This window comes from Xanthomonas sp. JL1 (genome assembly GCF_038405005.1).
Window position 1 is genome coordinate 23,640 of record NZ_JBBYGR010000005.1, and the last position, 24,016, is coordinate 47,655.

At 63.4% G+C, this 24,016-nt stretch carries 24 protein-coding genes, 1 tRNA gene and 1 pseudogene; 3 read left to right on the top strand and 23 right to left on the bottom strand.

Features of this window, described 5'->3' with window-relative positions; translation table 11 throughout:
- Nucleotides 1-97: 97 nt before the first annotated feature.
- The 19 genes and pseudogenes from WJW29_RS00840 to rlmE form a co-directional block, all read right to left on the bottom strand.
- Nucleotides 98-565: pseudogene (locus WJW29_RS00840) on the bottom strand (glycoside hydrolase family 104 protein); the annotation flags it as partial.
- Between the two features lie 243 nt (nt 566-808).
- On the bottom strand, nt 809-1,558 hold the full coding sequence (locus WJW29_RS00845) for an isopentenyl transferase family protein (protein ID WP_011259505.1): 750 nt from the start codon (nt 1,556-1,558) through the stop codon (nt 809-811).
- Between the two features lie 4 nt (nt 1,559-1,562).
- Nucleotides 1,563-2,258 (bottom strand): DnaB-like helicase C-terminal domain-containing protein, encoded by a 696-nt coding sequence (locus WJW29_RS00850; RefSeq protein WP_011408881.1) that lies wholly within the window; start codon nt 2,256-2,258, stop codon nt 1,563-1,565.
- A 185-nt stretch (nt 2,259-2,443) separates the two neighbouring features.
- Nucleotides 2,444-2,767, bottom strand: a complete 324-nt coding sequence (locus WJW29_RS00855) for a hypothetical protein (protein ID WP_240320993.1) — start codon at nt 2,765-2,767, stop codon at nt 2,444-2,446.
- Nucleotides 2,768-3,130: 363 nt separating this feature from the next.
- Nucleotides 3,131-3,550 carry a helix-turn-helix domain-containing protein gene (locus WJW29_RS00860; RefSeq protein ID WP_011408882.1) on the bottom strand — a complete coding sequence of 140 codons (420 nt, stop codon included), beginning with the start codon at nt 3,548-3,550 and terminating at the stop codon, nt 3,131-3,133.
- A gap of 530 nt (nt 3,551-4,080) precedes the next feature.
- Nucleotides 4,081-4,173, bottom strand: a tRNA-Ser gene (locus tag WJW29_RS00865).
- A gap of 87 nt (nt 4,174-4,260) precedes the next feature.
- The gene (gene csrA / locus WJW29_RS00870) at nt 4,261-4,473 is read right to left on the bottom strand and encodes a carbon storage regulator CsrA (RefSeq protein WP_003481884.1); all 213 of its coding nucleotides are present in this window, start codon (nt 4,471-4,473) and stop codon (nt 4,261-4,263) included.
- Between the two features lie 139 nt (nt 4,474-4,612).
- Complete coding sequence (gene alaS, locus WJW29_RS00875) at nt 4,613-7,261, bottom strand: alanine--tRNA ligase (RefSeq protein ID WP_011259507.1); 2,649 nt, start codon at nt 7,259-7,261, stop codon at nt 4,613-4,615.
- A 101-nt stretch (nt 7,262-7,362) separates the two neighbouring features.
- Entirely contained in the window at nt 7,363-7,851 is a 489-nt protein-coding gene (gene recX / locus WJW29_RS00880; RefSeq protein ID WP_012444556.1) for a recombination regulator RecX, read from the bottom strand.
- Between the two features lie 302 nt (nt 7,852-8,153).
- Nucleotides 8,154-9,188, bottom strand: coding sequence for a recombinase RecA (recA, locus tag WJW29_RS00885; protein WP_011408884.1), 1,035 nt, complete (start codon nt 9,186-9,188; stop codon nt 8,154-8,156).
- 172 nt (nt 9,189-9,360) lie between these two features.
- Nucleotides 9,361-10,002 (bottom strand): transcriptional repressor LexA, encoded by a 642-nt coding sequence (gene lexA, locus WJW29_RS00890; RefSeq protein ID WP_011408885.1) that lies wholly within the window; start codon nt 10,000-10,002, stop codon nt 9,361-9,363.
- 88 nt (nt 10,003-10,090) lie between these two features.
- Nucleotides 10,091-11,767, bottom strand: coding sequence for a 2-polyprenylphenol 6-hydroxylase (ubiB, locus tag WJW29_RS00895; protein WP_011408886.1), 1,677 nt, complete (start codon nt 11,765-11,767; stop codon nt 10,091-10,093).
- A 477-nt stretch (nt 11,768-12,244) separates the two neighbouring features.
- Entirely contained in the window at nt 12,245-12,739 is a 495-nt protein-coding gene (locus tag WJW29_RS00900) for a CinA family protein (protein WP_011259512.1), read from the bottom strand.
- Between the two features lie 431 nt (nt 12,740-13,170).
- Nucleotides 13,171-14,490, bottom strand: a complete 1,320-nt coding sequence (gene hflX, locus WJW29_RS00905; RefSeq protein WP_011259513.1) for a ribosome rescue GTPase HflX — start codon at nt 14,488-14,490, stop codon at nt 13,171-13,173.
- Nucleotides 14,491-14,501: 11 nt separating this feature from the next.
- Complete coding sequence (gene hfq / locus WJW29_RS00910; protein WP_005915027.1) at nt 14,502-14,780, bottom strand: RNA chaperone Hfq; 279 nt, start codon at nt 14,778-14,780, stop codon at nt 14,502-14,504.
- Between the two features lie 77 nt (nt 14,781-14,857).
- Entirely contained in the window at nt 14,858-15,841 is a 984-nt protein-coding gene (miaA, locus tag WJW29_RS00915; protein WP_011408887.1) for a tRNA (adenosine(37)-N6)-dimethylallyltransferase MiaA, read from the bottom strand.
- Nucleotides 15,841-16,743, bottom strand: coding sequence for a dihydropteroate synthase (gene folP, locus WJW29_RS00920; protein ID WP_027703574.1), 903 nt, complete (start codon nt 16,741-16,743; stop codon nt 15,841-15,843). Before folP ends, miaA begins: the two co-directional genes overlap by 1 nt.
- A 119-nt stretch (nt 16,744-16,862) precedes the next feature.
- A complete protein-coding gene (gene ftsH, locus WJW29_RS00925) occupies nt 16,863-18,803 on the bottom strand; it encodes an ATP-dependent zinc metalloprotease FtsH (RefSeq protein WP_012444551.1) in 1,941 nt (646 codons plus the stop codon).
- A 61-nt stretch (nt 18,804-18,864) separates the two neighbouring features.
- Nucleotides 18,865-19,497 (bottom strand): 23S rRNA (uridine(2552)-2'-O)-methyltransferase RlmE, encoded by a 633-nt coding sequence (gene rlmE / locus WJW29_RS00930; RefSeq protein ID WP_011408890.1) that lies wholly within the window; start codon nt 19,495-19,497, stop codon nt 18,865-18,867.
- A gap of 65 nt (nt 19,498-19,562) precedes the next feature.
- On the opposite strand from rlmE, the gene yhbY reads away from it, so the two are divergent.
- Together yhbY and WJW29_RS00940 are read left to right on the top strand one after the other, a co-directional pair.
- A complete protein-coding gene (gene yhbY / locus WJW29_RS00935; RefSeq protein WP_011259518.1) occupies nt 19,563-19,868 on the top strand; it encodes a ribosome assembly RNA-binding protein YhbY in 306 nt (101 codons plus the stop codon).
- A gap of 15 nt (nt 19,869-19,883) precedes the next feature.
- On the top strand, nt 19,884-20,258 hold the full coding sequence (locus tag WJW29_RS00940; protein ID WP_011259519.1) for an Mth938-like domain-containing protein: 375 nt from the start codon (nt 19,884-19,886) through the stop codon (nt 20,256-20,258).
- A gap of 192 nt (nt 20,259-20,450) precedes the next feature.
- Here WJW29_RS00940 and WJW29_RS00945 read toward each other — a convergent pair whose 3' ends face one another.
- From WJW29_RS00945 to surE, 4 genes are read right to left on the bottom strand one after another with little or no spacing between them, the layout of a single operon-like run.
- On the bottom strand, nt 20,451-21,224 hold the full coding sequence (locus WJW29_RS00945) for a peptidoglycan DD-metalloendopeptidase family protein (protein WP_011408891.1): 774 nt from the start codon (nt 21,222-21,224) through the stop codon (nt 20,451-20,453).
- Entirely contained in the window at nt 21,221-21,835 is a 615-nt protein-coding gene (locus tag WJW29_RS00950) for a YqaA family protein (protein ID WP_011259521.1), read from the bottom strand. Before WJW29_RS00950 ends, WJW29_RS00945 begins: the two co-directional genes overlap by 4 nt.
- Nucleotides 21,836-21,853: 18 nt before the next feature.
- On the bottom strand, nt 21,854-22,531 hold the full coding sequence (locus tag WJW29_RS00955; RefSeq protein ID WP_011259522.1) for a protein-L-isoaspartate(D-aspartate) O-methyltransferase: 678 nt from the start codon (nt 22,529-22,531) through the stop codon (nt 21,854-21,856).
- The gene (gene surE, locus WJW29_RS00960) at nt 22,528-23,307 is read right to left on the bottom strand and encodes a 5'/3'-nucleotidase SurE (RefSeq protein ID WP_011408892.1); all 780 of its coding nucleotides are present in this window, start codon (nt 23,305-23,307) and stop codon (nt 22,528-22,530) included. Before surE ends, WJW29_RS00955 begins: the two co-directional genes overlap by 4 nt.
- 99 nt (nt 23,308-23,406) lie before the next feature.
- Here surE and WJW29_RS00965 point away from each other — a divergent pair, with 99 nt between their 5' ends.
- Complete coding sequence (locus tag WJW29_RS00965; RefSeq protein ID WP_011408893.1) at nt 23,407-23,946, top strand: Smr/MutS family protein; 540 nt, start codon at nt 23,407-23,409, stop codon at nt 23,944-23,946.
- The last annotated feature ends 70 nt before the right edge of the window (nt 23,947-24,016 follow it).

Below are 24,016 nucleotides of genomic sequence, written 5' to 3' on the forward strand. Positions count from 1 at the left end.
GATGCGTCGATCCCCAGCGCCCAGCACTCAAAGCTTCCCAGAACAACACGCGGGCGACCGTCGGCACTCGGTTGCGCGTCCATCTTGATTCCTCCGTCAGTTGCCCGCCAGCAAACACGTAGGCAGCGATCAGGTCACCCAGGGCCTGCTCATGCTGTTGATAGCCGGCGCCCGGCAGGCTCGCCCAGATGCTGGACAGCTTGGCGATGGCTTCTTGGATGCGCCCGGCCTGGATCAGCCGCAGCGCGCGCCGCTCGCGGATCTGCTGCAGGGCGATCAGGTCCTGACTCAACGGCGAGAAGTCCGATCGCCTGAGCGTCTTCCGATATGCGTCTTAGTACCGTCGCAGCAGTTGGTAGCGCCCTGCCGCCGTCAAGAACACGCGCAACGCTGGCACATACGGATGATCTGCATAGCGGTCGAATGGCCCGCCGCCGACAAGCACGTCGTAGCCGTGATCCTTGGTCGGCTGACTCGGCTTATCCGTCCCTTCCGCCCACGCCACCATGTCGAGAAACGCAACGACATTGCGGCCGCCGGCCTGCTCAAACGAGATGAACGCCACAGAGTCTGCGGATACAAAAAAGCCCCATCGTCGCCGGCAGGGCTTGGGTCACACGTCGGGTAAGCGGACAGTCTGGGCATGACCCGCATGGCCCTGCGCGCTTTCTTCAGGCGATCAAGCATATTGACATCAAATTTCATGCGCCCCATGCAAGACGGTATCGCTTTGGCAGGACCAGTCGCGCAAACGGTATCGAAAAGCCCCGCGACGATGAGGTCGGTCGCGCCAGGCCGCAAGGGCTGGTCACAGCCGATGGTGTAATCCGGACTTGGAACCACCCATCGATACGTCCTGCGCTTGCCAGTTCGCTGGCAACGTAAGCAGGTCCCGCTCCTGCCACTGCGCATGGCCAAGATATTCCTCGGCGATACCGTGAATCAGGCGCTGTTTCATCTCATCACCTATGGACAGCAGTTGGCCGACCGGTACGTTCCATTGGCGTGCGAAACGGATCGAATAGCGGTATCCGTCGACATCCTCGATAGTTGGACGGAGCGCAGGATCGGGCCATAGCGCCACCAGCTCTTCCAGCAACGACGGCCGTCCCATGCCCGTGCGCAGCATCTTCTCAACGCGACGTAGGGCTCTGTCCAGGAAATCTGCGCACTCGCCCAGCAGCAACCTGTGCGAGCGCCACTGCCAATCATTCGCCCAGTAAGGATCGAGGATCATGCGATTGATCAGCGAGATCGATCCGCCCTCCAAGATCACACCGCCGGCAGCGCTGCGCCTATCGACCAGATCAACCAACAGTGCGTGTGCCTCATCCGCGGCAATAATGCCTTCGCGAACCGCGCGCGAGGCCAGATAGATCCTGCGCGTAGCGCGCAATTCGGCCGGTAGCGGACGTCCGCTGCACGTGGACATTTCCGGACAGCACTGAACTCGGTCGAGCGCGATAACCGGCCATCCGGTTTGCTCTGCCAGCGCGACGGCCACCTCGGTTTTACCGCTACAGGTCGGCCCCCAGATCAGGTGCAGTATGCAACTCATAGCATCACGCCATGCATGGAAAAATTTTAACTACAATGCCCATAAAGCTATAGGCCCGTATGCATGCACGTCGTGAAAAGCAAGGACATCGCGGCCGCCCACCTACTCGGAGGCGATGACAGTCAAGAAATCTTCCGGAGACGGCGGTCTCAAGAGTCAAGTGCAACACCTCGAGAGACCTGCTGTTAGCGCAACGTATGGACGGACAGCCCAGCAGGCCATTGATTGTGCAAAAGTTACGTGAGCCAGTGTTTTGACAGAAAACGCGGGTCTGCCGTCGAGAAAAGTGTTGCACTTGGAACTTGAGTCGCCCCCCTTTCACCGACAGCGACGAAGCGTCGTCGACATACAGCAGGTGCTTGGTCAGTTGCTGGGCGGCAGCCGGCGCGCTGGCCCACTCCTGCTCCTCCATCAGCTTGGGCCTGCGGATGTGCATGGCGTTGATGCGACCCAGCTTGGAGATCGCCCGATCGGCCAACTGCTCACCGGACATTTCCAGCGACGCCAGGAATCCGTTCACGCCCCCGTCCGGTCGTGTGCCATGCAGCAGCGTCTGCAGCGCAAACGCCGATTTACCGATGCTTGGTCTTGCCGCGACGATGATCAGGTCGGTCGGCTGCCATCCTCCGGTGAGGTCATCCAGCGGGCGGAATCCGGTGGCAACCCCTGTCATGTGCTGATCGGTGTTGAAATGCCACATCCGCGATTACCGGATGGCGTTCGCCCAGCGTGACCACGTCCGAGGGACGCCGTGCCGCGATCTCGGACTTGATCGCCTCAAACAGGGCGCGGCACTCACGATCCGCAAAGTCGTCCACCTGCAGCAGGTCGGATCGCGAATCAGGCACGCGAGCACGGCCGATTCGGCATCAAATTCCAGCCGCCTCATTGCTCGATCTCCAGGCTGCCGAGCGCGATGTTCATGACCTGCTCGAATCGCTCATCGTCGATCAGCGTCGGCAGCGATTGTTTCCAGCGCGCGTTGTTGGGGGTCGGACGATCCCCCCGCATCCAGGGATCCTGCAGACACACGCTGAAGTAGATCTCCCAGAACTCTGGCGGATCGAAGATCACCCCCGCTGCCTTGCAGGTTTTGCGTGCGTTGGCATCAGCCTTGCGCAGCTTGCGTTCCAGTAGCGCAGTGGTCGCCAGGCTGGCAGTGCATCCGGGGCGATGCCCAAGCATCCGGTTGTAGGTCTCTCGGATCACCTCCACCGGTGTCGGTTGTCCGTGTTGATCTTTCTGCTGAACCAGCTCTTCCTGAAGACCCAGTTCTCCCTGATTGCTCAGATCTTCCTGATTGGTTAGCAGTTGCTCGCTGGCTTCTGAGTCCCCATCGGGGACTATAGGGGGATGGATTTCTTTTCCTGATTAGCCCTGACCGTCAGCTGGATTTTTGTTGCAGTCCTGCAAATAGCTTCGTTTTACCGATGTGTTCCATGATGTCTGATCTTGGCGCTGCTGATGCGAGGAGCCGGTGCGAAGTTCTTTCAGCCAGGACCCCATGGCGGCCTGGCATTAGGCCGGTTTAGCGATAAGCGCGGAGGTGCTGCAGCTGAAGGTCGGGGCTAATCAGGTTTCTTTTTGATGGTTATCTGACGGATTGGGTGACACGGTGACACCCCGTTCTGTCGTCGCTGTCACCCCGTGGCGTGCACGGCTGTCACCCCGTGTCCTCTCACCGGGTGCACCTGTGTCACCCCGCTGCATGATGATGTCGTAGCAGACCGTGCGACGATCAGCGCGCGAAATGTAGGCTGCGACGATGGCCTCATTGCCGGGACGGATGACCCCGGCCGCGACCAGGGCGGCCAACTGCCGCTGGACCGTGCGCCCGCTCAGCCCGGTATCGTCTACGAGCCGTTGCACTGCAGGGAACGCGCCGCGCCCGTCCTTGTCGGCATAGTTGGCCAGGCACAGCAGCACGTGCCGCGCTGGCGCGTCCAGGACAATGCGCTGCTCAAGCGCCCATGCCATGACCTGGACACTCATGCGCCACCCTACTGACCTTTCGCAAAGGCGGACAACACCATTTGAGCCAAGCGCTTCACGTGGCGACTGGTGATCGTCCGCGCTGGCGCACGCCCGGTGGACAGGCACTCGATCAGCAAGACAGACGGCTCCAGGCAGCGTTCAACGCAGCGATGGGAAAACACGCGCAAGCCTTCCATGGCGCGCTCTTGAAATGCAGGGTGGCTCGGTGGCATCGTGACCTCGTGCTCCACGAAGCCCCCGCACTTGTCTTGGTCGACGGCGGGGGCTTCGTCTTCTCTGGACGAAAGGGATGTGCGAACGGCCAAGCGGCCCGCCTCTTCGCGCCAGACACCGCCGCGGCCACTACCACGCGACGGACGCACGCACGTCCATGCCCCTATTGATCGGCAGTCCTTGCCACTCGTGTGCGTGCTACTGCGCACCTTGCTCGCGCGGGACCAGGCGTTTCAGGAGGGCGGGTAAATGGATGGGTAGAGGCAACGCAACCAACAAAAAAACCCGCATTTAGCGGGGTTTTTTGTTGGTTATGGCGGAGCGAGAGGGATTCGAACCCTCGATAGAGCTTTTGACCCTATACTCCCTTAGCAGGGGAGCCCCTTCAGCCGCTCGGGCATCGCTCCAGTTTTTTTTTGCTGCCTGCCGCGATGTCCGTGGCAGGCCGCGAAGAATAGCGGGTAAGAGGGGCTACCGTAAACCCTTTACAACGATCAATTCGAAGAATCGTCACCGTGATGTGCGCCGGAAGCGACCGGCTCATCCCCACGCTGGATGCGCTGATAGATTTCTTCACGATGCACAGCGACATCCTTGGGTGCGGTGATACCGATGCGCACCTGATTGCCCTTGACGCCGAGAACGGTCACGGTGACCGAGTCGCCGATCATCAAGGTTTCGCCTACCCGGCGAGTGAGGATCAACATTTTGCATATCTCCTGGAACCGGTGGATTTCCCACCAGCATCGACGGCCTCCTGAGTGAGACGCGTCCTACGTAAAGGTAATAGACCATAAATGGTAGCGTCACATCCTGCTAGCCAGCAAGGGATAGCAGGAAAAGTGTTCAGCCCAAGTGTTGCTTGACCCAGAGGGGCACACCGTCGAGTGCGGTCGCAAGGGCGGGCCCGTCCTCGCCACCACCCTGGGCGAGATCTGGACGGCCACCGCCCTTGCCGCCGATCTGACTGGCGATATTGCTGAGAAGTTCCCCTGCCTTCACCTTGCCAGTTGGGCTGCCGTTCACACCAGAGACAAGCGCAACTTTGCCGCCTGAAGCGCCAGCCAGCACGATCACAGAGTCGCCGAGCTGTTGCTTCAGGCGATCCATCGCATCGCGCAGCGCCTTGGCATCGAAGCCTTCCAGACGCACTGCCACCACCTTGACCCCGGCGACGTCGATCGCAGCAGCGCCCAGGTCAGCCGTTGCACCCGACGCCAGCTTGGCCTTGAGCGATTCCAGCTCGCGCTGCAGCCGCTTCTGACGCTCGGTCAGTGCGCGCACTTTGTCCACCACCTCGGTCGCGTTGCCGCCGAGCAAATGGGCAGCCTCAAGCAAGCGACGCTCTTCGTCGGCCACATAATCCAGCGCGCCCTGCCCGGTCACCGCTTCGATACGACGCACTCCCGAGGACACGCCGCCTTCGGAGGTGATCTTGAACAGGCCGATGTCGCCGGTACGGGTGACATGCGTGCCACCACACAGTTCGGTGGAATAACCGCCCATCTTGAGCACGCGGACGTTTTCGCCGTATTTCTCGCCGAACAACGCCATCGCGCCGAAATCCAGCGCCTCCTGCATGGCCATGTTATGCACTTCCACGCCATGGTTGGTGCGCACTTCGGCGTTGACCTTGCGCTCGATCACAGCAAGCTCATCCGCAGTGATCGGCTGGAAGTGCGAGAAGTCGAAGCGCAGACGATCCGGTGCGACCAGCGAGCCCTTCTGCTGAACATGCGTTCCCAACACTTCGCGCAACGCGGCATGCAGCAGATGGGTCGCCGAATGGTTGAGGATGGTCTTGCCGCGACGTTGTACGTCGATCCCACCGGCAAGCACATCGCCAAGCGCGAGCGTGCCTTCGCTGATGCGACCCACATGGCCATGGAACTGACCGGCGAACTTCTGCGTGTCGGCAACTTCGATCAACACACCGGGGCCGTTCAGCTGACCGCTATCGCCAACCTGACCACCCGACTCGGCGTAGAACGGCGTGCGGTCGGTGAACACGATCACCTCGTCGCCGGCCTGCGCACGTTCGACCGGGCGGCCCTGCTTGAGCAACGCCACGACCCTGAGCGCATCGGCATCGTACGCTTCGTAACCCAGGAACACCGTTGGCGACATGCTGGCGACCAGATCGGCGGGCAATGCCACGCCGCCGCCGAACTTGCCGGCCGCACGCGCAGTCTCGCGCTGGCGCTCCATGGCGCACTCGAAGCCCTCCATGTCCACGCGCATGCCGCGCTCGCGTGCGATATCGGCGGTCAGGTCGACCGGGAAGCCATAGGTGTCGTACAACCGGAACGCATCGGCGCCCGGGATAATGTCCTGCGAGCGCGACGCGACCTCGTCGAAGATTTTCATGCCGGCGTCCAGCGTCTCCGCAAAACGCTCTTCTTCGGCCAACAAGGCGCGCGCCACGGTGTCCTTCGCCACCACCAGCTCGGGGTAGGCTTCGCCCATCAGTTCGACCAGCGTGGGCACCATCTTGCTGAAGAACGGCTGGCGCACGCCCAACATCCAACCATGGCGCAGCGCACGTCGGATAATCCGACGCAGCACATAGCCGCGGCCTTCGTTGGAGGGCAGCACACCATCGACGATGAGAAACGAACAAGCGCGGATGTGATCGGCGATCACCCGCAGCGATTTGTTCTCCAGATCGGTGATGCCGGTCAGCGCGCTGGCCTTGCCGATCAACGCCTGGAACAGGTCGATTTCATAGTTCGTATGGACATGCTGCAGGATCGCGGCAAGACGCTCCAATCCCATGCCAGTGTCCACGCATGGCGCTGGCAGAGGTACCAGTGTGCCGTCGGGCTGGCGATCGAACTGCATGAAGACCAGGTTCCAGATCTCGATAAAGCGGTCGCCATCCTCATCCGGCGACCCCGGCGGACCACCAGCGATGTGATCGCCGTGGTCGAAGAAAATTTCGGTACACGGGCCGCACGGGCCGGTGTCGGCCATTTGCCAGAAATTATCCGACGCGTAGGGCGCACCCTTGTTGTCGCCGATGCGCACGATGCGGCTTTCCGGGATGCCGATCATGTCGCGCCACAACGCAAAAGCTTCTTCGTCGGTGTGGTAGACGGTGACCAACAGACGGTCTGTCGGCAGCTTCCAGATCTGGGTCAGCAGTTCCCATGCCCAGGCGATGGCGTCCTTCTTGAAATAGTCGCCGAACGACCAGTTGCCTAGCATTTCGAAGAAGGTGTGGTGACGCGCGGTGTAGCCGACCGAGTCCAGATCGTTGTGCTTGCCACCGGCACGCAGGCAGCGCTGCACGTCAGCGGCACGCACGTAACTGCGTTTCTCCGCGCCAAGGAAGACGTCCTTGAACTGGACCATGCCGGAGTTGGTAAACAGCAAGGTGGGGTCGTTACCCGGCACCAGCGGCGCGGATGGCACGATGGTGTGGCCCCTCCCCTCGAAGAACGCGAGGAAGTCGCTACGGATCTGGGAAGTGCTGAATTTGGCAGGTGCGTTCATGAGCTGACATTGGGCGGGCGGCAGTCCCGGTCACCCCATGCGATGTGGGTGCAGATGAGGGGAACAACCTGAAACCACGAAGGGTAGCAGGCCTGACGCCCTCAGTCCTCAAGGTCGAAGCGCGTGGCGGCGCGAATGCTGTTGCCGTCGAAACCACGCCGAGCCAGCCAATCGGCGGCTTTGCGCCGCTGTGGAAGGTCTATTGGGCCCTGCTCGCCGAAACGACGGTGGATCAGATCGCGCGCGTTTTCGGTCCAATCGCCTTGAAACGTCGCCATGGCGGCACTGATGGCCTCGCTATCCAGACCATGGGTTCCCAGTTCGGCACGAATATGCAGCGGGCCATAACCGGAGCCGGCGCGATTGCGCACGACTGCTGCTGCGAAACGGGCGTCGTCCTGCCACCCTTCGCCAGTGAGGCGATCGACGGCGGCTTGCGCCGCATCTGGCTCGATCCCGCGGGCTAATAGCTTGCGGTTCAATTCCTTGCGCGAATGTTCGCGCCGCACCAATAGACCGAGTGCGCGCTGGACCGGCGTCTGCTCCTTGAACCGGCGCCCCCGTTTTGGTGCGGGCTCTTGCTCGTTCATCGTGAGGTGTCCTGCATCGCCAAAATCGCATTGCATCAAATGCGCCGTCCGTGGCGCCTGCCCTCCTGGCCTTCGATAGATCTACCGCGAGAAGCGACGGCACTGACTCCGCCGTCCTCGCGATAGAAAAACTTCAAACGCTTTTGGACCTGTTGTGCCAACGCCGGGCGAGCGCGGCCGGTGCTCGAGTCGTCGCCTACCACGGGCACCCGACGGTCACCCATCGCTTACTGACAGCATTAGGGCCACCCTAACCTCGGCGAACCGCCTAACGGCGACCGGCAATGCTGTGCAGCTGCGTCTTATTCCTTCTCTTCGTCGTCGCCGGCTTCGCGCGGCGCTTCGGCAGGCTGGAACTTCTCGCGCAGTTCGGCTTCCAGCCGGACCGCAACCTGCGGGTTGTCGCGCAGGTAAGTCCGCGCATTGTCCTTGCCCTGCCCGATGCGCTCATCGCCGTAGCTGTACCAGGCGCCGGCCTTTTCAACCAGCTTGGCTTCCACGCCCATATCGATCAATTCGCCTTCGCGGCTGATGCCTTCGCCGTACAGGATTTCGGTCACGACCTGCTTGAACGGAGGCGCCAACTTGTTCTTGACCACCTTGATCTTGGTCTGGTTGCCGATGATCTCGTCGCCCTTCTTGATTGCGCCGATACGACGGATGTCCAGACGCACCGAGGCGTAGAACTTCAAGGCATTGCCGCCGGTGGTCACTTCCGGGCTCTGGCCCGGCATCATGACGCCGATCTTCATGCGCAGCTGATTGATGAAGACCACCAGCGTGTTGGAGCGCTTGATGTTGCCGGTAAGCTTGCGCAACGCCTGGCTCATCAGGCGAGCCTGCAGGCCCGGCAGCTGGTCGCCCATTTCGCCTTCGATTTCTGCCTTCGGGGTCAGTGCGGCAACCGAGTCGATCACCACGATGTCCACCGAGCTTGAACGCACCAGCATGTCGGCAATTTCCAGCGCCTGCTCGCCGGTATCCGGCTGCGAGAGCAGCAGATCGTCGACGTTGACACCCAGCTTGGCCGCATAGACCGGGTCCAGCGCGTGCTCGGCGTCGATGAAGGCGGCGGTGCCGCCCAGCTTCTGACACTGGGCAATCGCCTGCAGGGTCAGGGTGGTCTTGCCCGAGGATTCCGGCCCGTAGATTTCGACTACGCGCCCCTTCGGCAGGCCGCCGGTCCCCAGGGCGATATCCAGCATCAGCGAGCCGGTCGGAATGACTTCGACCGCTTCGATGACACGGTCGCCCATGCGCATGACCGAGCCCTTGCCGAATTGCTTTTCGATCTGGCTCAGTGCGGCGGCAAGGGCGCGCTTCTTGTTCTCGTCCATCTGGGTGATCCTCGTCAGTGATTTCGGTATGGGGCTAATGTAGCGGCGGTGTATCGCACAGGCTGAGACTGCAGGCGACACACTCATATTAGGGAGACGCCATGTCCCGCGGCAGGGGGAAATCCTGCGGTGCCTGCTCGGGAAAAAGCCAGCACGACCATCGGTACAGAGCTCAGCGGTTAGGCCTCAACAGCCCGCAATACAGGCCTTCGATCGCGAAATCCTGATCCGGCAGCACTTCGATGGGCGCGTAGTCCGGGTTGCGCGGCAGCAGCCGGATCCGGTCTTTGCCGATCTTCAGCAGCTTGACGGTGATTTCCTCATCGATCCGCGCCACCACGATCTGACCCGAGCGCGCGTCGCGGGTGCGGTGCACACCGATCAAATCGCCGTTGAAGATGCCTTCGTCGCGCATCGAATCGCCCTGCACCTTGAGCAGGTAGTCTGGCGAGGGCGAGAAGAACACGCGATCCAGCACCACGAAGTCATCCGAACCGATATCGGCACCGATCGGCAAACCCGCCGCAACGCGGCCCAGCACGGGCAGACGCAGCACATCGTCGCGAACGGGCTCGCTCACCGCCGCTGCGCGCGTCTGTCCGCCCTGCCCAGCTAGCCGGATCCCACGCGCCTGGCCTGGGACACGACGGATCGCACCCGCCTGCTCCAGCGCCTCCAGGTGATACTGCGCGGCGCGCACGCCCTTGAAGCCGAACGCGCGTGCGATTTCGGTCTGCGACGGCGGGACGCCATCGGCGTCGATGCGCTCGGCGATCAAGGCCAGGATTGCTTGCTGGGTATCGGTCAGGTCCATGTTTAGTATTATTACTACTAATGAGTACTTGCGCAAGCGCTTCGCACCACTTCGACCGCACCGCCACCTCGATGCCGCATGTGATGCGCTAGCGCCGACTGCGCCAGATCGAAAACAGGATCCAGATGCCGCACAGCGCCGCGCCGATAAAGCCACCCACGCCCAGCGCGAGCAACCAACGACTGGCGCTACCGCCGACGCTGTTCATGACGATCGAGGAGCCGATCACCAGCGCGGCAGTGACAATGCCCATCGTGAGCCGGTTGGCCGCACGGTCGACCTGCTCGCCGAACTCACGCAGTGCGCGCGTTTCGATCTGCAACTGCAGTTTGCCGCGGCGTGCTGCTTGCAGCAGCCGCTTGAGGTCGCGCGGCAGATCGCCGATCAGGTCGATTGCGCCTGTCACTGTTCGCCGGCCACGCCGCACGATGGCGCGCGGCGCATAACGCTGCAGCACCAGGCGTTCCAGATACGGGCGCGCCTCGGTGGCCATGTCGAAATCCGGATCGAGCTGACGCCCCATGCCTTCGAGGGTGAGAAACGCCTTGATCATCAGCGCCAGATCCGACGGCAGCGTCAGCCCGTGGTCGCGCAGGATCGAGGTGACATCGCCGAGCATTGCGCCGATCCGCAGCTCTTTCAGCGGCACGCCGCGATACTCGTCGACGAACGCGCCAATGTCCTGCTGCAGCCGTGGCTCGTCGATCTCCAGGCTGGTGCCTGCCCATTCCAGCAGCACATCGATCACCGCTTCGGCGTCGTAGCTGACCATGCCATGCAGCAGTTGCGCGACCTGAAACCGACGCTGCTCGGAGACGCGCCCCACCATACCGAAATCGATGACCGCGATGCGGCCGTCGCGGAGATAGAAAATATTGCCCGGATGCGGATCGGCGTGGAAGCAGCCGTCCTGCAGCACCATCTTGAGCACGATGCCGGCCCCGGCACGTGCAAGCGCCTTGCGGTCCAGACCGGCCGCATCGACGGTGAGCAGATTGCGCCCCGGAATGCCATCGATAAATTCCTGTACGTTGAGCGACTCGCAGGTCCACTCCCAGTACACCGCCGGCACCACCACCTGCGGGTCGTGTGCGAAGTTGGCGGCGATGCGTTCGGCGTTACGCCCCTCGGCAGCGAAATCCAGCTCGCGGCGCAGCGAGACGGTGAATTGCTGCACCACCTCGGCGGGACGATAGCGCTTGAGATCCGGTGCGCGGGTTTCGACGATTTCGGCAAGCCGTGCCAGCAAGCGCAGGTCGGCATCGATGGTGTCGCCGATATCGGGACGGCGGATCTTCAACACCACCGGCGTGCCATCGACCAACCACGCGCGATGCGTCTGCGCCAGCGATGCGGCCGCCAGCGGTTGTTCGTCCAGGCGCGCGAACACGCTCTCCGGCTCCATGCCCAGCGCGGCAACCAGCTGCGGGCGGATCTGCTCGAACGGCAGCGCCGGCACGGCGTTCTGCAGCTCGCTTAATTCTTCGATCCACTCCGACGGCAGCAGATCCACGCGCGTGGCCAACACCTGTCCGAGTTTGACGAAGGTGGGCCCGAGGGCTTCCAGCGCACGCCGCACGCGCAATGCCGCGGACATGCGCAAGCGACCCTCGGCATTATTCCAATGCAACAACCTGCCAGCACGCTCGAGCACATCGCCCATGCCGATGCGACGCACCACATCGCCGAAGCCGTAGCGGATCAGGACCGAGGCGATTTCCTGCAAACGCCCAAGATCACGCACCGTGCCAAGCGCTTCCCACATCAGTGCACCGCCCGCGAGCATGCCGCTCTCAGATGCTGCGCGACACTGCACTGCACAGCGGCCTGCAGCGTTGGGGAAGATGAGACAGTAGCAAGGAGCGAACGCATTGGCACACGAGGCGGTGACGAGAGCTTCGTTTGTAGCCGATCTGCCCGCCGCTGTCGCGCCCTGGCCCGCTCGAAGCTCAGCGCAGGTTGCAACGCGCTGCGTAGCGCAGGTGCAAGATGCAGCGTACTTTCGTCGGGTGCATGCAGCTCAATCGCGCAGTCGCAAGGTCACACCAACGCCGCGCGGCGCGCCTCAAAATGCGTTCTACGAAGCGGGCTGCAGTGGCTTGTCGATGACGCTCTGCCAATAGGTTTCCTCGGGCATGCAGCCCTGTCTCAGCACTTCGGTTTCGATGCCGCGCTATATCACGCTGAAATGGCGCGCACCACGAGTGCGATGCCGAACGCCATCCAGCGAATCTGCGAGACGTTAAAGCAGCGCGCTCAACCCGCGCAGTGCGGCAGCCACGGTCTGACGCCGTACTGCATCGCGGTCGCCATTGAAGTGGAACAGTTGCGCCGTGGCATAGCCGCCGCGACGCTTCCAACCGATCCAGACCGTACCGACCGGCTTGTCGTCGCTGCCGCCACCGGGCCCGGCAATGCCGGTCACCGCCACCGCGATGCTCGCGCCGGAATTGACCAACGCGCCAGAGACCATTTCGATCACGGTGTCGCGGCTGACCGCTCCATGCACTTCCAGGGTCTGCGGACGGACGCCAAGCAACGCCTGTTTAGCCTCATAGCTATAAGCCGCCATGCCGCAGTCGAACCAGTGCGAGGAACCGGCGACATCGGTCACCGCCTTGGCGATCCAGCCACCGGTACAGCTTTCGGCAGTGACCAGGCGCTCGCGCGCGGCAAGCAATTGCTGCCCGAGGGCTTCGGCCAGCTGCTGCAGTTCGGAATCGGCGGACAGGGACATGGGCAGGGCAATAAAGGGGCAGCGGACGTTTTAGCCCAATTTGCCGCGCCTGTCTGCGGCTAGCGCCGATTCCGGCTGGGCGTGAGGTGGCCGAGGTTCAGTGGCAATGTGTGGCCGACAGGCGGTGCTTCGGGCATGGATCGGCACCGGATGTGCAGCAGGTTGCCGGCCGCGCGCCGTCAACCTGCAGCACCGCAACCTCCAGATCACTGAGCACCGCAGCCAGGGCGCCACGTTACTGAGGAGCGAGATAGTGCAGGGCGTCAGCTCACGACTGCGGTCTACCACAGCACCATGCCATCGCCCATGTCGTTTGATTTTCCGAGTCGCCACAACGAGACGTGGCAACCGCCGCATAACGACGCAAAACATCCACCTCATTCGCTTTGAAGCAGCAGCACAGTCGCGCTATGCGGACTGTGCTGCCTGCATCACGCTTCCCAGTCTTCGCGGCGATCCGGCAGCATCGCGCGCAGTGGCGCACCGTCCTCGCCAGCGGCCAACCGCTCGGCTTCGACCATCGGCAGATCCACATCGAGCAACCAACCCTCTTCGTCCGATTGCTCGTTGCGCACTACTTCCAGCTGATGCAGCCGCGAACGCAGGCGGCCGGCCGACGGCGGCAGCCGCAACTGGCCGGTCAGATGGCACAGGTCCAGTCGCTGACCGAGCGCATGCTGCAATTCTTCCAGCCCGCGCCCGTCGCGCGCCGACACCCATACGCGTTCGCGGCGTGCCGGGTCTGGAATGCCGTCCTGCGCATCGTGGCGTACTTCGGCGCCGTCGATCTTGTCGATCTTGTTGAACACCAGCAGTTGCGGTAGATCGCCTGCACCGACGGCCTGCAACACTTCATCGACCTGCAGAATGCGCTCTTCGCGCAGCGGGTCGGCCGCATCGACGATGTGCAGCAACAGATCGGCATCGCGCGCTTCGGACAAGGTCGAACGGAACGCGGCGACCAGTTCGTGCGGAAGATCGCGCACGAAGCCGACCGTGTCGGCAAGAATCGCGCTACCGCCCGGCAACGCGATGCGCCGCACGGTGGGATCCAGCGTGGCGAACAGCTGGTCGGCCACGTAGGCCTCGGCGCCGGTCAACGCATTGAATAGCGTCGACTTGCCGGCGTTGGTGTAGCCAACCAATGCAATCCGCGGCAATTCGCTGCGCATCCGTGCACGACGCATCTGGGTACGCTGCACCTCGACTTTTTCCAGCCGCTGCTGCAACTGTTCGACGCGCTTTTGCAGCAGGCGGCGGTCGGTTTCCAGCTGGGTTTCGCCGGGGCCGCGCAGGCCGATCGAGCCGCCGCGCTGACGCTCCAGGTGGGTCCAGCCACGCACCAGCCGCGTAGCCATGTGACGCAACTGCGCCAGCTCCACCTGCAGCTTGCCTTCGTGGCTGCGCGCGCGTTGCGCGAAGATGTCCAGGATCAGCCCGGTGCGATCGATCACGCGCCGCTCCAGATACTTTTCCAGGTTGCGCTCCTGTCCGGGCGACAAGGTGTGATTGACCAACACCAGATCCGCACCGGTGGCTTCGGCTGCCGCCTTGACCTCTTCCAGCTTGCCGCTACCGATCAAGGTCGACGGGCTTGGTTTGTCGATACGTGCGGTGAGCGTGGCCGCCACCGTGGCGCCCGCCGACTTTGCAAGGTCGGCGAACTCCTCCATGCCATCGTCTTCGGCAGGTCCACCGGAGTGGGTCTGTATCAACAACGCGTGTTCACCCTTGCGGGACCGGTCAAACACGCACTACTCCGTTACTGCTCGACGTCGTCATCTTCCGCCTGATTGCCTTCATTGGATTGCACATACCCACCACCCGGCCCCACGCGCACATTGCGCGCCGGCACCACCGTGGAAATGGCGTGCTTGTACACCATCTGACTCACGGTATTGCGCAGCAGGACCACGAACTGGTCGAACGACTCGATCGTGCCCTGCAGCTTGATGCCATTGACCAGATACACCGACACAGGAACCCGCTCACGCCGCAGCGCATTGAGGAATGGATCCTGTAAAGATTGCCCCTTAGCCATCGAAAAATCCTCTTCGTTATTGTTCTTATTGTCCCGGTCGACACCTGGCATCCCCAGCCGGTCCCGGAAGCGGGATGTTACACGCCTGAAGCCTGCCGCACAGCGGAACGATCACCGAGGAAGCCGACAAGTGCGCGCTCCAATTGATGGCGATCAAGCTCCGGGTCGAACCAGCGCGCGTCCAGCTCGCCACGCAGCCAAGTGAGCTGCCGTTTGGCCAGTTGCCGGGTCGCCTGGATCGCCTTGTCGCGGAACTCGGCCAGGCTGCCTGCCCCATCCAGATACTCCCAGGCTTGCCGATAACCGACCGCGCGTACCGCCGGCAGATCCAGCGGTACTGCCACCGCCCGCATCTGCGGTAGCGCCCGCACCTGCTCCACTTCTGCCAGAAAGCCCTGTGCCAGCATCGCGTCCAGGCGTCGTTCGATACGTCCATGCAGCACCGCGCGCTCACGTGGTGCCAGTACCACTTTCAACACACGCACTGGCAGACGCAGCCCTGGCGGTAGCGCCTGCCAATAACTGATCGGCCGCCCGCTGATGCGGTAGACCTCAAGCGCCCGCTGGATCCGTTGCGGGTCGGTCGCATGAATGCGCGCAGCTGCAACTGGATCTACGCGAGCTAGCTCTGAGTGCAAACCTGCCCAACCAATCTGCTCGGCTTCGGCCGCAATGGACGCGCGCGCAGCTCGGTCGGCCTCGGGTAGGTGCGACAAGCCTTCCAGCAGCGCGCGAAAATATAGCCCGGTGCCGCCGGCCAGAATCGGCAGCTTGCCGCGCGCCACGATCTGCGCGATCGCCTGGCGCGCATCGCCGGCGAACTCCGCTGCCGAATACACCTGCCAGGGATCGCGCAAGTCGAGCAGATGATGCGGAACTGCCGCGCGCATCGCCGCGTCGGGTTTGGCCGCACCGATCTCCAGGCCGCGATACACCAGCGCAGAATCGACGCTGACAATTTCTCCGTTCCAGCGCTCTGCTGCTTCCAGCGCCAGCGCAGTCTTGCCGCTGGCGGTGGGGCCCATCAGGGCGATCGCCAGCGGGCGTTGGTCGGCAGGCATCAGTCCTCGTCCGGCCAACGGATGGTCGGTGCGACCGGCGCGCTGACACGCGGGACCGGAATCGCCGCCATCGCGTTCCATACCTTCAACGCATCCACGGTGGCCGCCACATCGTGCACGCGCAACAGCAGCGCGCCGTGCTGGGCGGCGATCAGATGGGCGGCCACCGAGCCATGCACACGTTCGGCGGCAACCTCACGCCCGGTCAATTCGCCGATGCTGCGTTTGCGCGACAGCCCGGCCAATACCGGCAAGCCGAATTCCTGCAGGCGCTGCAGCTGCGCAAGCAGGGCGAGGTTGTGCGTGGTGGTCTTGTCGAAGCCGAAACCAGGGTCCAGGATCAGCCGGCGCTTGTCGATGCCGGCCATCTCGGCGGCGAAGATGCGCTCGGCCAGAAAGCGGTGGACTTCCCCCACCACATCGTCGTACTGCGGCGCATCTTGCATGGCGTGCGGCGCGCTGCGCGCATGCATCAAGACCACCGGCACGCGCAGGTCCGACGCCGCCTCCAGTGCACCGGGCGAACGCAGTGCATACACGTCGTTGATCATGCCCGCGCCGGCCGCGACCGCTGCACGCATGACCTCCGGTTTGAACGTATCCACGCTGATCGGCACGCGGGTGCGTTGCGCCAGTGCTTCGATGACCGGAATCACCCGCTGCAGTTCTTCTTCAACCGATACCGGCGTGGCACCCGGGCGTGTGGACTCACCGCCGATATCCAACACCGCAGCACCCTGCTCCACCAGCGCCAGTCCATGCGCGATCGCCGCTTCGCAGCTGGCATGCTGGCCGCCGTCGGAGAACGAATCGGGCGTGACATTGACGATACCCATCACCTGCGGCGTATCCAGCCGCAGGCTGCGGCCGGCGCAATCCAGTGTGAGGGCGGTATCGAACATCGACGATGTCTCCTGGGTCATTGCTTGCATGTGGGCATTGCTACGCCCGATAACGCATCAAGGCCGGGAATCGCTTCCCGGCCTTGATGCATGCCGCTGCAGATCAGTGCACAGCCGGCTCAGATCTGCTCGGCGGGCCCGGCGATGGGCGGCAACGGCCGCGGGCTACCCTTGTCGTTGTTGTTGCCACCGTCCTTGTCGGACTTGCCCCAACCGGCCGGCGGCGGCGGCTCGCGGCCTTCCATGATGGCATCGATCTGCGGCACGTCGATGGTTTCGTACTGCAGCAGCAGCTGCGACATCGCATGCAGCTTGTCCAGATTATCGGTGAGGATGGTCTTGGTCTTGCTGTAGGCCTTGTCCAGAATCGAACGCACGACTTCATCGATCTTGCGCGTGGTCTCATCGGAGACGTTCTTGTGCTGGGTCACCGAACGGCCTAGGAACACCTCGTCCTCTTCCTCGCCATAGGCAACCGGGCCGAGCTCGTCGGACAGGCCCCACTTGGTGACCATGTTGCGTGCCATCTTGGTAGCCCGCTCAATGTCGTTGGAGGCGCCGGTCGTGACCTTGTCGCCGCCGAAGATCAGCTCTTCGGCAACGCGGCCGCCATACAGCGAGCACAGCTGCGATTCGATCGCCACGCGGTTCATCGAGTAACGATCGCCTTCCGGCAGATACATGGTCACGCCGAGTGCGCGGCCGCGCGGAATGATGGTGACCTTGTAGACCGGGTCGTGCTCCGGCACCAGGCGGCCGACAATGGCGTGGCCTGCTTCGTGATACGCGGTCAGCGTCTTTTCGTCCTCGCTCATGGCCATCGAACGACGTTCGGCGCCCATCAGGATCTTGTCGCGGGCACGGTCGAAGTGGTCCATACGGACCTCCTTCTCGCTGCCGCGCGCCGCGAACAACGCCGCTTCGTTACACAGGTTGGCCAGATCGGCACCCGAGAAACCCGGGGTACCGCGGGCGATCACCATCGGCACGACGTCGTCGGCCAGCGGCAGCTTGCGCATATGCACGCGCAGGATCTGCTCGCGGCCCTTGACGTCCGGCAAGCCGACCACAACCTGGCGGTCGAAACGGCCCGGACGCAGCAAGGCCGGATCCAGCACGTCGGGACGGTTGGTCGCCGCAATGACGATCACGCCTTCGCCGCCTTCAAAGCCGTCCATTTCGACCAGCAACTGGTTCAGGGTCTGCTCGCGCTCGTCATGCCCGCCGCCGAGACCGGCGCCGCGATGACGGCCCACCGCATCGATTTCGTCGATGAAGATGATGCACGGCGCGTGCTTCTTGGCCTGCTCGAACATGTCGCGCACGCGGCTCGCACCGACACCGACGAACATTTCGACGAAGTCGGAACCGGAGATGCTGAAGAACGGCACCTTGGCTTCGCCTGCGATCGCCTTGGCGAGCAGCGTCTTACCGGTACCCGGCGGGCCCACCATCAGCACGCCGCGCGGAATCTTGCCGCCCAGCTTGGTGAACTTGGTCGGGTCGCGCAGGAAGTCGACCAGTTCGCCCACTTCTTCCTTGGCCTCGTCGCAACCAGCAACGTCGGCGAAGGTGATCTTGATCTGGTCTTCGCCCTGCAGCTTGGCGCGCGACTTACCGAAGCTCATCGCACCCTTCGCGCCGCCACCGCCGCCTTGCATCTGGCGCATGATGAACAGCCAGAAGCCGATGATCAGGATGACGGGCAGGAAATTCAGGACCAACGACCAGAAGCCAGGGCCGGTCGAGGGCTTCTGGCGGGTCATTTCGATGTTCTTGCTGTACAGCACGTCGACCAGCTTGTCGTCGCGCGGACCGTAGACGGTAGCTTCGCTACCGTCGGTACGCTTGAAGCGGATCGCGTTGACGGCCAGGTTGGTCTCGTCGGTGTAGTCCACCGATTTAACGCGCCCGGAGTCCACTTCCTTCAGAAATTGGGTGTAGGTGATCGAGTCGGGACCGACGCCGCCTGCCATCCGCGGCGAGAAGCTCTGGAAGACAACCATCAGCACAACTGCGACGACCACCCACAGCAGCAGATTCTTGGTCAAGTCGTTCATCCTCATTGGCTCCGGTGCCCTCTACTCTTTAAATTCTTCAAACACGGTGGTCATTGGCAGCTTACTTGATCTGGACACGCTTGCCCTGACCGAGCGCATAAACTTCCGGGGAGCGCTTGCGCGAGGCCGCCGGCTTGCGAATCGTCACCTTCTCATAGCGGCGGCGAAGCTCACGAATGTAGTCGTCGGACCCAACACCCTGGAACAGCTTGATTAGGAACGCCCCGCCCGGTTTGAGGTGGGCGTCGGCAAATTCCATCGCCAGTTCCGCCAGGTGCATCATCCGCGGTTGGTCGACCGCATCCATGCCACTCTTATTTGGGGCCATATCGGACAGAACAAGGTCGACCGGCACATCGCCCAGCATCGCTTCGAACTGCGATAGGACGGCCTGCTCCCTGAAGTCGCCGTGAAGGAACTCCACGCCCGCCAGGGCCGGCATGTCCAGGATATCCAGCGCCACTACCCGGCCGCTGTCGCCCATGGACTTGCGCACCTGCTGCGACCAGCCGCCCGGGGCCGCACCCAGATCGACCACCACCATGCCCGGTTTGAGCAGGCGGTCGCGCTGCAGCAACTCTTCCAGCTTGTAGGCCGCGCGCGAGCGCATGCCCTCGGCCCGGGCCTTCTTCACGTAAGGGTCGGCGAAGTGTTCCTTGAGCCAGCGCTGGCTGCTTTTACTGCGGGAAGGCATTGGCAAAGCGGTCCGAACGGGTCGCCATGATACCCTGAACACCCTTTCCTTCGCTTCGATCCTGCATGTCCATTGTTCTCACCTCCGCCCAGAATCGTTTCCTGCGCGGCCAGGCCCACGATCTCAAAGCCTTGCTGCAGACCGGCGGCAAAGGGGTCACGCCGGCATTTCTGGCCGAACTCGAGGACGTGCTCGAGCGCCACGAATTGATCAAGGTAAAAGTGGCATCGGAGGATCGTGAGACCCGTGATGCGCTGATTGCCGAGCTGATCGAGCAGACCGGCAGTGCGCTGGTGCAGCGCATCGGCCACGTCGCAATTTTGTACCGCCCCGGCAAGGAAAAGCGCCAGATTGTGCTGCCGCGCGGCTGAGCCAACGAGTTCGCCATGCCTTTAAGTCAGGAACACCCCGATTACGCTTATGCGCTGCGCGCGGCCGATGGCCGTCATGCCAAGGTGAACGATCAAATTCTGCAGCAGAGCTTCATCCTGATGCCGGACGAGCTGGTGGAACGCTGGCCGGTGCAAAGCCTGGAGCAACTCCACGTGAGCCATATGGACGCGGTGCTGGCACTCAGCCCGGCCGTGATCCTGCTCGGCACCGGCGCGCGCCAGCTATTCCCGAAGGCCGATGTAGTGGCAGCCTGCCTGACCCGCGGTATTGGCCTGGAAGCAATGACCAATGCCGCCGCCGCGCGCACCTACAACGTGCTGGCCAGCGAAGGCCGGCGGGTGGCGTTGGCGATGGTGTTGCCTGGCTGAATGGCGTGGGACGGGATGTGGGCGTCGGGATCGGGGATTCGTAAGAGCGGGCTGTAGCAAGCTGCGCTTTCAATCGCCACACCAGGCTAGAGCGTCAATCAGTCACCACGTGGTGAGTTCGAAGAACGCACTCTCCATGCGGATACGAACAGCCCGGGGCCGTTGCGAATCCCGAATCCCAACGCCCCAATCTCATTTCTTGGGCAAATACAGCAACGGATCCACTGGCTTGCCGTTGTAGCGGATCTCGAAGTGCAGCATGTCGCGGGAAGCACCGCTGCGGCCCATTTCTGCAATCTGCTGCCCGGCCTTGACGCTCTGGCCTTCGTTCAGCAAACGCTTGCGGTTGTGCCCGTACGCGGATAGCCACTGGTCGTTGTGCTTGATGATGATCAGCTCGCCGTAACCGACCAGGCCGGCACCGGAATACACCACCACGCCGTCAGCGGCCGCGCGCACGGCCTGGCCGCTGGCACCGGCGATGTCCACGCCCTGCCTGGTGGTTTCGCCAGTGACGAAGGTGCCGACGACCACGCCATCGGCCGGCCAACGCCAGGAGAATCCACTGCTGACCGGTGCGGCGATCGGCGCAGCCGGACGCGGCGGAGCCACGCTGCCGGCAACCGGCGCACTGCTGCCGGGCTTGCTCGCCCCGTCGGGATACAGCTTGAGGGTCTGGCCGGGATAGATGGTATTCGGCGACGACAGGCCGTTCCAGGCTGCCAGGTCCGCGGCAGTGATATTGGTCCGGCGCGAGATCGCATACAGGGTATCGCCGCGCTGGACGGTCACCGTGGCACCCGGGCGTGGCAGCGACGGGCGTGGCGCCGTGCTTGGACGCGACGACGAACCACCACTCGCCCCAGGCGAACGCACCACCGTGGCGCTGCTGCAGGCGGTGAGCCCAATGGCCACTGCGAGCATGACTGCTGTCTTGCGTACCGAATTCATCTGCGTCTTGCTCATCCGTTCGTTGTCTTCCACACCAGCCACCCTGCACCTACCGCCAGCACCGCCATCGCAACCCAGCCCAGCGGCTCGATCCAGCGATGCAGCGCCGCCTCGGCACGCGCACCACCCAGGCGGATCGCACCGGCAACCAGATACACGCGCTTGCCGCGTCCCACCAACATGCTGGCGATGAACGGCAGGATCGGCACGCCGACCACGCCCGATGCCCAGGTGAAGATCTTCAGCGGAATCGGAGTGAAACCCACCAGGACCAGCGCCCAGAATGCCTTCCACGGCGAATCGGCGACCAGCGTGCGCAGCGTTTCGATCTGCTGCTGGATCTTCGCGCTCCAGCCCAGCCACTCGATCAACGGCTGCAACGCCGCAAACGCGAAATGGCCGAGTAGATAACCGACCAATGCGCCGCAGACCGATCCCAGCAGACTCAAGGTGGCGAACCACAACGAACGCTTTGGCTCGGCCAGCGACATCGGTGCCAGCATCACTTCCGGCGGCACAGGGAAGATGAAACCCTCTACGAAGCTGAGACCGGTCAACAGCGTGGGGGCGCGGCGATGGCGCGACCAACGGATGGCCACGTCGTACAACGGACCGAAAATCTTCATCGAGAAACTCTCATGGATTCAATCCAGCATGCCCGACAACAGCGGGACGAACGTGACCGGCGCCAGAACCTGTTGTTCGATGGTGCCATCGGCGCCGCGTGTGAGTTGCACCAGCGATTGCGAGGAAGCGCCGCCGACCGGAGCGACCAGGCGTCCACCGACCGCCAGCTGATCGACCAGCGCATCGACCAGCGCCGGTGCGGCGGCGGTCACCACGATGGCGTCATAGGGGCCGTGCTCGTGCCAGCCGATACGGCCGTCGTCGTGCTTGCTGCGCACGTTCATGCCCAGATGCCGAAAGCGCTTGCGCGCTTGCCGTAACAGATCGCCAATGCGCTCGACGGTGTACACCTCCAGCCCCAGCGCCGCCAGAATCGCGCCCTGGTAGCCGGAGCCGGTGCCCACTTCGAGCACCTTGGTCGGCGTCACTTGCAGCACTGCCTCGGTCATGCGCGCCACCACCCATGGCTGCGAGATGGTCTGGCCGTGGCCGATCGGCAGCGCGGTGTCTTCGTACGCGCGCGAGGCCAGCGCTTCATCGATGAACAAGTGCCGCGGCACGGTCTGCATCGCGTTGAGCGTCGCCTCGTCGTGGATGCCAGCCTCGCGCAGCCGTTCGACCAGGCGGTCGCGCACGCGCTGCGAGGTCATGCCGATTCCGACCGACTCCGGTTGCAGGCGCAGCCTCGGCGTCATGCCGGGCCGTCCAGCGCTGCGGTCAGCCCGCCCACCCAGCCGGCGACAGTCTCCAGCGCCTGGTAGCGAGTGAGATCGACGTGAATCGGGGTAATCGAGATATGCCCGGTGCGCACGGCGTGGAAATCGGTGCCGGCACCCGCATCCTGCTCCGGCCCGGCCGGGCCGATCCAGTACACGGTGCGGCCGCGCGGGTCACGCTGCGGCACGCATGGTTCGGAACGATGGCGATTGCCGAGCCGAGTCACTTCGAAACCGAGCACATCCGACCACGCCAGATCCGGCACGTTGACGTTGAGAATGGTGTCGGCGGGCAATGGGTCGGCCTTGAGACGTGCCACAATTTCCACCGCAGCGCGCGCAGCGGTGTCGTAGTGATGCGCTTGGTGATTGTGCGTGACCAACGACACCGCTACCGCCGGCAGGCCCAGGAAGCGGCCCTCCATTGCGGCAGACACGGTGCCCGAATAGATCACGTCGTCGCCCAGATTGGCCGAGTTGTTGATGCCGGAGACCACGATGTCAGGGTCGCAATCAAGCATGCCGGTGAGTGCCAGATGCACGCAGTCGGTCGGTGTACCGGCCACGGCGCAGGTCTGCGCGTCGATGCGGCGGGTGCGGATCGGCACGTCCAGCGTCAGCGAGTTGCTGGCGCCGGAGCGGTCGCGGTCGGGCGCGACGACCATCACTTCATGACCGCCATGGCGCAGCGCCTCGGCCAATATCTGGATGCCGGGGGCGTCGACACCGTCGTCGTTGCTAACCAGTACGCGCATGAGACTCCTCGGAAAACCGGACAATGATACCGGATGCGTCCCGCGCCTTCGCGCTTGATCTTCGCGTGCGTCTGCGCTTGGACCGGGTACGCTGTGCGGATGTCGCATCCTGAAGACGAAGACGACGGCGCGTTGTTCCGCGCAGCGATCGGCGCGGTCAAGCCGATTCGTGAAGTCGCCCCACCGGCCAACGCCAAGCCGCGCCCCAAGCCGCGTGCGCGCATGGCCGAGCGCGATGACGCCGAAGCGCTCGGCGAATTTGCGCGCCTGTTACGCGACAGCGCGCCGCTGGAAGCGGGCGATACCGCCAGCTATCGGCGCGAGAATCTTCCCAGCCGATTGTTTCAGCGACTCAAGCGCGGGCAATTTTCGGTGCAGGACGAACTGGATCTGCACGGCGCCACCGCCGCTCAGGCCGAATCGCTGTTGCGCCAGTTTCTGCTGGAGGCGCATGCGCACGAGCATGGGTGCGTGCGCATCATCCACGGCAAGGGCCTGCAGTCCGACAACGGTGCGCCCGTGCTGAAAAACCTGATGGACCGGCTGCTGCGTCAACGCAACGATGTGCTGGCGTTTCATTCGGCGCCGCCCACGCAGGGCGGCACCGGGGCGCTGCTGGTGTTGCTGGCACGGCGGTAGGCGGTAGGCGGTAGGCGGTAGGCGGTAGGCGGATGGCGGTAGGCGGATGGCGGATGGCGGATGGCGGATG

Bases quoted from the DNA above. Each gene is read 5' to 3' on its own strand.
- WJW29_RS00845 (WP_011259505.1), bottom strand. From the start codon at position 1,558: ATGAGTTGCATACTGCACCTGATCTGGGGGCCGACCTGTAGCGGTAAA.
- WJW29_RS00850 (WP_011408881.1), bottom strand. From the start codon at position 2,258: ATGTGGCATTTCAACACCGATCAGCACATGACAGGGGTTGCCACCGGA.
- WJW29_RS00860 (WP_011408882.1), bottom strand. From the start codon at position 3,550: ATGAGTGTCCAGGTCATGGCATGGGCGCTTGAGCAGCGCATTGTCCTG.
- csrA (WP_003481884.1), bottom strand. From the start codon at position 4,473: ATGTTGATCCTCACTCGCCGGGTAGGCGAAACCTTGATGATCGGCGAC.
- alaS (WP_011259507.1), bottom strand. From the start codon at position 7,261: ATGAACGCACCTGCCAAATTCAGCACTTCCCAGATCCGTAGCGACTTC.
- recX (WP_012444556.1), bottom strand. From the start codon at position 7,851: ATGAACGAGCAAGAGCCCGCACCAAAACGGGGGCGCCGGTTCAAGGAG.
- recA (WP_011408884.1), bottom strand. From the start codon at position 9,188: ATGGACGAGAACAAGAAGCGCGCCCTTGCCGCCGCACTGAGCCAGATC.
- lexA (WP_011408885.1), bottom strand. From the start codon at position 10,002: ATGGACCTGACCGATACCCAGCAAGCAATCCTGGCCTTGATCGCCGAG.
- ubiB (WP_011408886.1), bottom strand. From the start codon at position 11,767: ATGTGGGAAGCGCTTGGCACGGTGCGTGATCTTGGGCGTTTGCAGGAA.
- WJW29_RS00900 (WP_011259512.1), bottom strand. From the start codon at position 12,739: ATGTCCCTGTCCGCCGATTCCGAACTGCAGCAGCTGGCCGAAGCCCTC.
- hfq (WP_005915027.1), bottom strand. From the start codon at position 14,780: ATGGCTAAGGGGCAATCTTTACAGGATCCATTCCTCAATGCGCTGCGG.
- miaA (WP_011408887.1), bottom strand. From the start codon at position 15,841: ATGCCTGCCGACCAACGCCCGCTGGCGATCGCCCTGATGGGCCCCACC.
- folP (WP_027703574.1), bottom strand. From the start codon at position 16,743: ATGTTCGATACCGCCCTCACACTGGATTGCGCCGGCCGCAGCCTGCGG.
- ftsH (WP_012444551.1), bottom strand. From the start codon at position 18,803: ATGAACGACTTGACCAAGAATCTGCTGCTGTGGGTGGTCGTCGCAGTT.
- rlmE (WP_011408890.1), bottom strand. From the start codon at position 19,497: ATGCCTTCCCGCAGTAAAAGCAGCCAGCGCTGGCTCAAGGAACACTTC.
- yhbY (WP_011259518.1), top strand. From the start codon at position 19,563: ATGTCCATTGTTCTCACCTCCGCCCAGAATCGTTTCCTGCGCGGCCAG.
- WJW29_RS00940 (WP_011259519.1), top strand. From the start codon at position 19,884: ATGCCTTTAAGTCAGGAACACCCCGATTACGCTTATGCGCTGCGCGCG.
- WJW29_RS00945 (WP_011408891.1), bottom strand. From the start codon at position 21,224: ATGAGCAAGACGCAGATGAATTCGGTACGCAAGACAGCAGTCATGCTC.
- WJW29_RS00950 (WP_011259521.1), bottom strand. From the start codon at position 21,835: ATGAAGATTTTCGGTCCGTTGTACGACGTGGCCATCCGTTGGTCGCGC.
- WJW29_RS00955 (WP_011259522.1), bottom strand. From the start codon at position 22,531: ATGACGCCGAGGCTGCGCCTGCAACCGGAGTCGGTCGGAATCGGCATG.
- surE (WP_011408892.1), bottom strand. From the start codon at position 23,307: ATGCGCGTACTGGTTAGCAACGACGACGGTGTCGACGCCCCCGGCATC.
- WJW29_RS00965 (WP_011408893.1), top strand. From the start codon at position 23,407: ATGTCGCATCCTGAAGACGAAGACGACGGCGCGTTGTTCCGCGCAGCG.